The sequence below is a fragment of the Acinetobacter sp. YH12072 genome, assembly GCF_013419565.1.
Lineage (GTDB): Bacteria > Pseudomonadota > Gammaproteobacteria > Pseudomonadales > Moraxellaceae > Acinetobacter.
In genome coordinates this window covers 1-8,169 of sequence record NZ_VOZV01000061.1, presented here as the reverse complement: position 1 = coordinate 8,169, position 8,169 = coordinate 1, and the positions used below count along the sequence as shown (strand labels likewise).

Annotated in this window: 11 protein-coding genes, 2 pseudogenes and 1 other annotated feature; of the genes and pseudogenes, 3 read left to right on the top strand and 10 right to left on the bottom strand. The window is 42.1% G+C overall.

Annotated elements, in window-relative coordinates; translation table 11 throughout:
- Positions 1-75 (top strand): annotated as a pseudogene (locus tag FTU19_RS15455) (IS6 family transposase); the annotation flags it as partial.
- Positions 76-110: 35 nt separating this feature from the next.
- On the opposite strand, the gene FTU19_RS15450 reads toward FTU19_RS15455, so the two are convergent.
- The 3 genes and pseudogenes from FTU19_RS15450 to FTU19_RS15440 all read right to left on the bottom strand — a co-directional run bounded on the left by FTU19_RS15450 (position 111) and on the right by FTU19_RS15440 (position 2,743).
- A complete protein-coding gene (locus FTU19_RS15450; RefSeq protein ID WP_077170324.1) occupies positions 111-377 on the bottom strand; it encodes a LysR family transcriptional regulator in 267 nt (88 codons plus the stop codon).
- A 27-nt stretch (positions 378-404) separates the two neighbouring features.
- Complete coding sequence (floR, locus tag FTU19_RS15445) at positions 405-1,619, bottom strand: chloramphenicol/florfenicol efflux MFS transporter FloR (RefSeq protein WP_000214122.1); 1,215 nt, start codon at positions 1,617-1,619, stop codon at positions 405-407.
- 151 nt (positions 1,620-1,770) lie between these two features.
- Positions 1,771-2,743: pseudogene (locus FTU19_RS15440) on the bottom strand (IS3 family transposase).
- Positions 2,338-2,454: a sequence feature (AL1L pseudoknot), on the bottom strand. Its footprint overlaps the pseudogene before it by 117 nt.
- On the opposite strand from FTU19_RS15440, the gene FTU19_RS15435 reads away from it, so the two are divergent.
- A complete protein-coding gene (locus FTU19_RS15435; protein WP_163169825.1) occupies positions 2,696-3,112 on the top strand; it encodes a hypothetical protein in 417 nt (138 codons plus the stop codon). The pseudogene FTU19_RS15440 and the gene FTU19_RS15435 overlap by 48 nt on opposite strands.
- 793 nt (positions 3,113-3,905) lie before the next feature.
- Here FTU19_RS15435 and FTU19_RS15430 read toward each other — a convergent pair.
- The 6 genes from FTU19_RS15430 to FTU19_RS15405 all read right to left on the bottom strand — a co-directional run bounded on the left by FTU19_RS15430 (position 3,906) and on the right by FTU19_RS15405 (position 6,996).
- Entirely contained in the window at positions 3,906-4,715 is an 810-nt protein-coding gene (locus FTU19_RS15430) for a hypothetical protein (RefSeq protein WP_108091266.1), read from the bottom strand.
- Between the two features lie 127 nt (positions 4,716-4,842).
- Complete coding sequence (locus FTU19_RS15425) at positions 4,843-5,058, bottom strand: hypothetical protein (protein ID WP_042087985.1); 216 nt, start codon at positions 5,056-5,058, stop codon at positions 4,843-4,845.
- Entirely contained in the window at positions 5,048-5,344 is a 297-nt protein-coding gene (locus tag FTU19_RS15420; RefSeq protein WP_042087986.1) for a BrnT family toxin, read from the bottom strand. The genes FTU19_RS15425 and FTU19_RS15420 overlap by 11 nt, the downstream gene beginning before the upstream one ends.
- A gap of 70 nt (positions 5,345-5,414) precedes the next feature.
- Entirely contained in the window at positions 5,415-5,915 is a 501-nt protein-coding gene (locus tag FTU19_RS15415; protein WP_068550831.1) for a hypothetical protein, read from the bottom strand.
- Entirely contained in the window at positions 5,912-6,841 is a 930-nt protein-coding gene (locus FTU19_RS15410) for a MobA/MobL family protein (RefSeq protein ID WP_119065094.1), read from the bottom strand. The genes FTU19_RS15415 and FTU19_RS15410 overlap by 4 nt, the downstream gene beginning before the upstream one ends.
- A complete protein-coding gene (locus tag FTU19_RS15405) occupies positions 6,841-6,996 on the bottom strand; it encodes a hypothetical protein (RefSeq protein ID WP_002061201.1) in 156 nt (51 codons plus the stop codon). The genes FTU19_RS15410 and FTU19_RS15405 overlap by 1 nt, the downstream gene beginning before the upstream one ends.
- 279 nt (positions 6,997-7,275) lie before the next feature.
- On the opposite strand from FTU19_RS15405, the gene FTU19_RS15400 reads away from it, so the two are divergent.
- Positions 7,276-7,692: a conjugal transfer protein TraD gene (locus FTU19_RS15400; RefSeq protein ID WP_108091264.1), complete on the top strand. Its 417-nt coding sequence runs from the start codon at positions 7,276-7,278 to the stop codon at positions 7,690-7,692.
- Between the two features lie 218 nt (positions 7,693-7,910).
- Here FTU19_RS15400 and FTU19_RS16390 read toward each other — a convergent pair.
- A partial coding sequence (locus tag FTU19_RS16390) for an integrase core domain-containing protein (RefSeq protein ID WP_257223486.1) occupies positions 7,911-8,169 on the bottom strand: 259 nt, incomplete at its 5' end.

The window sequence follows — 8,169 nt, the reverse complement described above, 5'->3', positions numbered from 1 at the left end:
GGACAAGCATCGTCATTTTATTATGGTCAGCCTCAGGGTGAAGTGTGTCTAATCAACAGGGTTTTCGGTCTCTAAGTACTTTTTAAAGGGAACATCATCGACTCAAATCTCTATTTGCAACAGTGCCCCATGAAGTGCCTGCCTGCGTCTGTTAGCCGAACGCCCCGCGCATGGCGCTCAAATAGCAGGACACCAAGGTTATCCTCCAGCGCTTTCACACGCGCGCTGACGCTCGACTGGCTGATACCAAGTGCCTTGGCCGCATGCCGAAAATTCAGATGCTCGGCGACGGCGATGAACTGAACAAGGGAAATGAGCGGTATCCTGCCAGACAGGATACCGACATTCACGAGGTTTCGATGGTTAGTGCGCCGCATCGGAGCGGGCCTGCTACCAGTCGTCGGTTAGACGACTGGCGACTTCTCGGTGGCAGCCCCACGGAGCCGAAGGAGCACCAGCCCCAACGAAACCAGTACCGCCATCGCCGTGGCGTAACAGATCACGGGCCACGCTGTGTCACCGTTTAAAAGTGCCACCGCCAATGTCCCGACAATGCTGACTATCAGGCTTTGAACGCAGAAGTAGAACGCGACCGCTGATCCCGCGATGTCGTCGAACTCTGCCAAAGCGCCGTTCGCGGTAACGGACACCGTGAAGACAATACCGACCGCGACAACCCACATCGGTAGGATGAAGGTGAGGAATGACGGCGAGCCGTAAAGTTCGCCGATCCCCAACAGGACCGCTCCGCAAACAAGCAACGCCATCCCACGCGCCACGCATCCTGCGATGCCCCATCTGGCGACAAAGGACTTCGCGAAACGGGTTGTCACGATCATTACAAGCGCGACAGTGGCGAAGGCAAAGCTGAATCCGATCTCGGAATATTCCGCTTGGCCTATGAGCACACGGGGAGCCGTCGAGAAGAAGACGAAGTAGGTGCCCATACCGGCGCTAAAGCCGACAGTGTAAACCCAAAAAGCCGGACTCGCGAAGATCGGCAAGACAGATCGGCGCGTCTTGACTTGATCCAGAGGGCGGGTTTCGTGCCACCTGAAACCCGCATTTAGGAGTGCGAGCATCGCCAGTATAGCCAAAGTAATGAATATCGCCTGCCATCCCAAGAACTCGCCGATCAATACTCCGGCGATAGGGCCGAGCGCAGGCACGAACGCCAGCATCGAACTGAAAAGGCCGTAGATGACGACACCCTCAGGACGGTTGGCATAAACGTCGCGAACCGTCGCGAACGTCGCCACCAGCATGGCCGACGCGCCCACTGCTTGAAGTAGACGGAAAGCGACAAAGGCCGGTGCAGTTGAAGACCAAGCTGCTCCCAGAGACGCAATGACGAAAGCCGTTGCGCCCGCAAGTAGAATTGGCCGTCGCCCGATTCTGTCTGAGAGCGGACCAAAAATCACCTGGCCCACGCCGAGCATCACCATATAGAGGCTCAACGTGAGTTGGATCATAGCGGGCGTCGTGTTCAGGATGCCGGGCATCGCTGGAACGACAGGGAGATAAATATCCATCGCCAGTGAAGCGAGGATGTCGAAAGGAGCCATCAGCAGCAGTGCTGCCGGCAGCGTATAGGCCCACGCGGGGCGTGTGGTGGTCATGACGAATCAACCCTCGATTAAGGAATACCGGGCGACGTCTGCTCGTCAGCAATCAGATGAGACTAGCCTTACAGAGCGCCGCAACAACAATACTGGTTGTTGCGGCTTACTTGTCTGCTGACTTGGAATTTCCCATCTGATTACTCCACGCTTACGAATATGAATTGCTACATTTTATCCGATTATCTTTTGCTTCGCAATGCGGCATGGGCGCACTCAGCGTTCCAGCCCCCTCTGCCGCCCTAAATGCTTGCTCCAATGCATCGAGCACCATATCTGTATTCATCCGTGTCGATACTTTCCATCCAACAATTGCTCGTGAGAACACATCAATAATAAATGCAGTATAAACCCAGCCTGAATTTGTTTGAATATACGTAAAGTCACTCACCCACAGTTGGTCAGGATGATCAGCAGTAAAATTACGTTTTACCAAGTCATCCGCTCGTTTTTGATCATCTCGGCTACGGGTGGTTTGTTTGTTCTTACCACGCCAAACACCTTTTATACCTAGCTTTTGCATTAATCGAGCAACAGTACAGCGCGCAATAATATAGCCTTCACGTTTCAGTTTTTGCCAGACTTTACGTACACCATACCGACCTGAACTTTCCTTCCAAATTCGTTTAATCTCCTCAGCATGATGCAAGTCATGTAAATCTCGCTTTGCTCGATGTTCTGGATTTTCACAGAGATCTAGAGTCCGGTAATAGGTTGAAGGTGCGATCGGTAAAATTCTACAAATCGCCTCGACTCCGTACAGCTCTTTATTATTATGGATAAAATCCACCATTATTTGTGTGGGCGGTCGAGCTCCGCCTGGGCGAAAAAAGCGGCTGCTTTACGTAGAATTTCATTGGCGCGTTGCAGTTCTTTATTTTCGCGTTCGAGTTGTTTGATACGTTCTTGGTCTGAAAGCTGCTGTACTTTAACTGGATTTTGTTTATCTAAATATTTTTGATACCAAACACGTAGTGTTTCAGGAGTACAACCCTTGCGCAGTATACTGCTCAGGGAGCAATAGCGGTGATCGCAGCCCAATTCGATGGATAATCTTTCTCGGATTCAATCAATAATTGAACCGCTCTTTCTCTGATTTCAGGGGTATATTTTACTTTTTTCATCGGGACATTCTCTCAGAAAGCTTGGTCTCCGACAAACCCGGTACGGTTCAAGGTGAGATTTCTAAAATATATGTAGACAAAAATTCAATCAAAACAGCACCAAATAATAATGATATTAGATATTTTTCTATAAAAGAAGTTCACTCAAATCCTAAAAATAATGTAGTGAAAAATAATTTAGCGATTGAATGTTCACAAGGTCTTTTCTTGAGCCCATTTACTAATCAATGGGAACCTATTTTTCAAAGAGGCTATATTATTGGTACTCTAAAAACCTATGAATATTATAGCTATACAACTGTTTGCGATGATGTCAGAGGAAAATATTCTAATAACATTATTATTAATACAAACAGAATTGGATTTTAATAATAGCCTAAGCAGAACAAGCTTCTCAAAAGCTCTTCTATAAAAATATAAAAACCTATAAAAGCAAAAGCACATGCTCTCAACTTCTCAACTCGTTACCCAAGCGTCGCACTTCGTGCTTTGGCTTTGGTGAACGGTTGAGAGAGTTTCGGCAATACTCTCCCTAAAGGCGGTCATTTAAAAAAATGACACATCCTTTAAGTATTGCCGATTTACCGCATATTCTTTTGGCTTCGGAGCCACGTATATCGGTCGTATCCGCACATAGCTTTGCAGACTATGCAGACAAGGACTAAAGGTCTTGCACCTTCTCCCACGCGCTCCCTGTCGAAGTATGGCGGTATCTCTGCGAGGGTTTCCCCAACATGCAACTTAACCAACCTATACAGCTACTCTTAACGCTCCGCTTTTGTGAGATTCCCCTGTAGCGGTTTAGCCTTTCGACTATCGCTACGTTGCACCAGTGACACTTATTCCCTCCACATGCAACGCATGCCAATCCCTAAAACGGACACGCAGAAGCAGGCAAAGCTCGATCTATGATGCTTATTTGATGATTTAAAACACGGATTAACGAAGACTTATCATTTTGAGACTTGATCTAAACACTGTTTATTGTGAAAATAGAGTTCAGGTACCAGCCTTTGGTGAAATCATAACGGTCGCCAAACCTTATGATCTTCGTTATTCGATGGGTTAACATCAAATAACTGCGTACCGTAGAATTTACTGGAAAACCCCTCTAAGTTGCAAGGCTTAGGGGGGATTTTCTTTATAATTTACAATTACAAATTTACTTATCCTTATTTAAAGCAAATTTTCGCTTCTTAATCACAGTAATTGACTTTTCTTGTGAAGCTATATTTTGCTGAATAGCTACCTGCTTCATTTTTACTGGTAAAGTAATCTTTTCATCAGATTTGGGGCTAGATTCTTTAGGCTTTGAATCTGTTGGCTTTTGCAAAGTTGCTTCTTTATTTTTAATTTTTATATAAATTTTATGTACGACCGTATTGTGTTCTTTGATCTCCTTATTTTTACTCTTTATTTTTTTATATTGTTCTTTAAAGGGCGTTATAAAATTCTTAACCGTTGATAGCAGTACAGCTTCATCAGAGTGTATATCTGCTAATGTCTTTGGTGTTTCACTTTGTACAAAATCAATAAAATGTAAGGGAAATTTTTCAATAATCTCTGGAGTAGCAAAACTAACAAAATGATATCCGTGATAAGAAATTACAGCGTAATTTGTATCCTGTTTAATCGGATGTTTGATATATCCCTTTACTGTCGCTTCTCCTTGATCCAATAGCTTTTTTAGATAGAAATCCTTGATATGATTCTCTAAAACTCTACTTTTTCTATAAAAATTAATCTTATTGTTAATCTCTTCTCGCTCTTCTATTTCATCAACAATATCTAACTTATGACTAAATTCAACAAATTGAGCATGATGATATTCAGCAAGTTTAGAAGTCCAAATTAAGATTTGTCCAAGATTATCAGGCTTAATAATCTCAATATCGTTGAAATCAAGTTTTTTTATTAGTGCAAGTTCTTCATGCTTGAACTCTTTTCTTTCCAAACTTGAATGTTTCAACATAACAACTTCCTTAACCACGGCGTATCCTTCAAAAACTATAAAGTAAAAGCTCATTTGGTATGAATACCAAATGAGCTTTCTAATTAATCAATCAAACATTAAAACAAAAAAGGGAGGTCATACCTAATTAAGTACGTTTCAATGCCATAATATGGCGAACCATATCGTTAATATGTTGTTTTGTTTCATTATCTTGTGAACCTAACCATGTCACCACATCAGCATCAAAAGCCTTTGCTTGAGCGATGGCGTGACGTTCCTGTAATTTTTTCACAAAACTAGGTTTAACCAATGGGGCATTGGTAGGATCAAAATTTTTATAGCGTTCTAATTCATTTTGCATTGCTGTACCTCCGCTTTTGGTGATGTGATGGTTCAAATGCAGTGATTATTCTCGCAACATCTCCACGTTCAACCCAAACCACTGTTAATAGTCTACCACGATTGCTTAAACCGACTGATATTAGTCGTTGTTCGTCATAGTGTCCTACATCATCAAAAGACATCAATGCAGGATCAAGGAAAATACTACAGACTTCTTCGAACGTAATTTCACGCCCTCTGTAGACTAAATCCATTTTTTGGTCATGCCATTCAAATAACAAGCCGTAATATTCAATCAATGGCATGATTACCCCTTTTCCTCTCGTAGAATTGAAATTAAGTAAGAATTTTCTTTTAGCATAAGAAATATTCTTATTATTTTGGGTCTATGACACAAAAATCGCCATTTTTTCCATATCCGCACTGCTTTTTCATCACTCGGACACACGGTTTAGATTCTCCATCAACTTTACAACTTCCAATATCAAACTGGATGCCTTGCTGTCTCAGGCTCTCGATCTGCGGGATATTGCCTAAAGGTTTGATATAAACACTAAACAGCCAAATGATACCAAGCATCAGAATGGCAAAGATGCCTAGAACAATGGTAATGAGCTTCCATGACAACTGATCACGGGCTGATTCAATTGAATTATTCAAGCGTCCAAGTGCTTTAGCGGTCTTAATAAGCTCCGCTGTACCCTCCTGTAAGCCCGTATTTAGCGATTTTGATACAGTATGGTGGGTCTGCCCAGCAATAGTGCTTTGAATGTGTTCTTTCGTGATTTGAAGCTCTTTAACGGCCTGATTGACGAGGTTCTGCTGTTGTTCTGCAACTGCCATTAGTGCATATAGCTTTTTTTCATCAGGTGTCATCGGCTCATCCCTCTAAACTTCATTGTTTTCTGTTGCTCTCTTTCTAATTTCTGCTGTTGTTTGTACTGTTCCAAAGCAAGCTGTTTAAAGCTGTCAAAATCAGCCTTAAAGCTCTCAATACCCTGTTTAATTTCTTTGTCTGAAATTGGGCTGTTTTTGAGGTCTTTCAGGTCTTGTTTGGGGTCGCCTAAGTCTAGTCGCTCAAGCTCTTTATAGGCTGTACGTGATTGTTGTAGGGCTTCCCTAATTTCAGGGTCTTTGGCTTGGCTTGGTAACAGTTTCTTTTCGGGTTCTTTCTCTATGCCTTGCTCTTTGTAGCTTCGCATATCAATACGGCTATCAATTTGATGTTTTTCTAAATGGCTGTTGCATAAATCCGCCCATCTTTGGCGTAGGTCTTTAATATCAATTTTTCGTTCCTGGTAACTCTTGCCTGTATTGTCTTTTTTAGCTCCGCCACGTTCAGGATTTTTGCTGTTATAGCGTTTGAAATATTGCTCTGGATCTCGTTCGATTCCATCTTGCAGACGTTCATTAAACATGAGATGCACGTGGGGCTGATCGTTGCCGTCCATTGCTTTAGGGTTATGAATCGCAAACTGATATGGATATTTTGAGCCGATCTCGGACTGAATGAACTCCTCAACCAGTTCTAGACGTTGTTTGGCATTCATCTCTCTAGGCAGGGCAATTTCATATTCTCGATAGGTACTGCCATTTTTGCGCTCGTAAAGGTCGGCTGCTTCCCAAAAGGTAATCGGATTATGTTCAGCCCATTTCGGCATATTCCCATAGGCACTATGTTCAAGGTCGGTTTCTGCCTGTTCTTGTTTCAGCTTTTTTTCTTCATCCCGATCAATATATTCGGCATGCGGTGCTGCTTTACCTGCCTTACCGACTTTGACACTTAAACGAGCAATCGCCATTAGGTCTTATCCTGTTCCTTTTTTCGGTTACGTTCTTTTTTAAACGCTCTTTGATCAAGTATCGAAGCCCACATCATAATGATGATAATTAGCGGTGCTGCGATCACGCCAAAACTAATATCTTTGATTTTTCCCAATACCTGTTTTAGTTGCATGCTGTTGCTCCTAGCTTTGGTACTTCTTTTTTTCATTCAATTTTCAATTGAACGAAAAAAAGAAGTTTCAGGGTTTTAGGGATGAAGTCCCTAACGTGCTTAGGTTTCTCAATGAAATTGAGAAACGTCTAAGCGCGCCATCAATTTTTTGATGGAAGTACAGGCGACAATCTCTAGAACGACTTTAACAAAATTGCGTACCTTGGACGTAATTATTTTGTTATCGTTCTTTGAGTATTGAGCCTGTGCTTTTGCGGTATATGAATTAAGGAATTGAATATGAATAATGATTGGCTGTCTGAAAAAATTACCTACATTTCTGCTTTAAAGAATCCCAGTGATGCACAAAAGCTTTTATTAGAATTAGCTCAAATCCAATACCGTACTCCCGACCAAGAGAAAAAATTGAATGCCTTGATCAAAGCTGAAAAAGCCATAGATCGAGCGAATAAACAGAAGATAGCAGTCAGAAAATTACTGAATGCAGAAAAGGAAGCTGAACGAAAAGCTCGTACACGTCATCTCATTCAATTAGGCGCACTTTTTGAAATTGCTAACCTTGATCAGCGTGACCCAGCCGAATTACTTGGAATTCTGCTTAAAACTGCTGAAATAGACCCAAATGATATGAAATGGCAAATTTGGAAGGATTTAGGATTAGAAGTTCTCAAACAACGTAAAAATAATTCAAATTAATTATAAGCTAAGCTAGATCAGCAATAAATTAAGTTATGATTTAACAAATCATTATGAGATTTCATAGGACAATTAATGAAAAAGTTTATCTTAGGACTCTGTCTATCTTTACCAATTCTCTCTCATGCAGCACCTAAATGGGAACTTGCTAATGTATTCATCACAAACAAAGATAAAGGTGAACCGTACCGGGTTTGTCGGAGAGTTTTTTATTTAAGTTAGGCCACCTGACCTAACGGGTTAATCTTATCATAGTACATTGCTTCAAAATCAAAAGGTGATACATAACCTAGTGCACTATGTACACGCTCTTTATTGAACCAATCTACCCAATTTAGTGTCGCAAGTTGGGCACTGTTGCAAATAGGCTGACATGATAAGCTAAATATCTTATTTATTTCGAGATACAGCAGATGAATCCCTTCCACGGTCGGCACTTTCAAGGTGAAATCATTCTTTGGGCTGTTCGTTGGTATT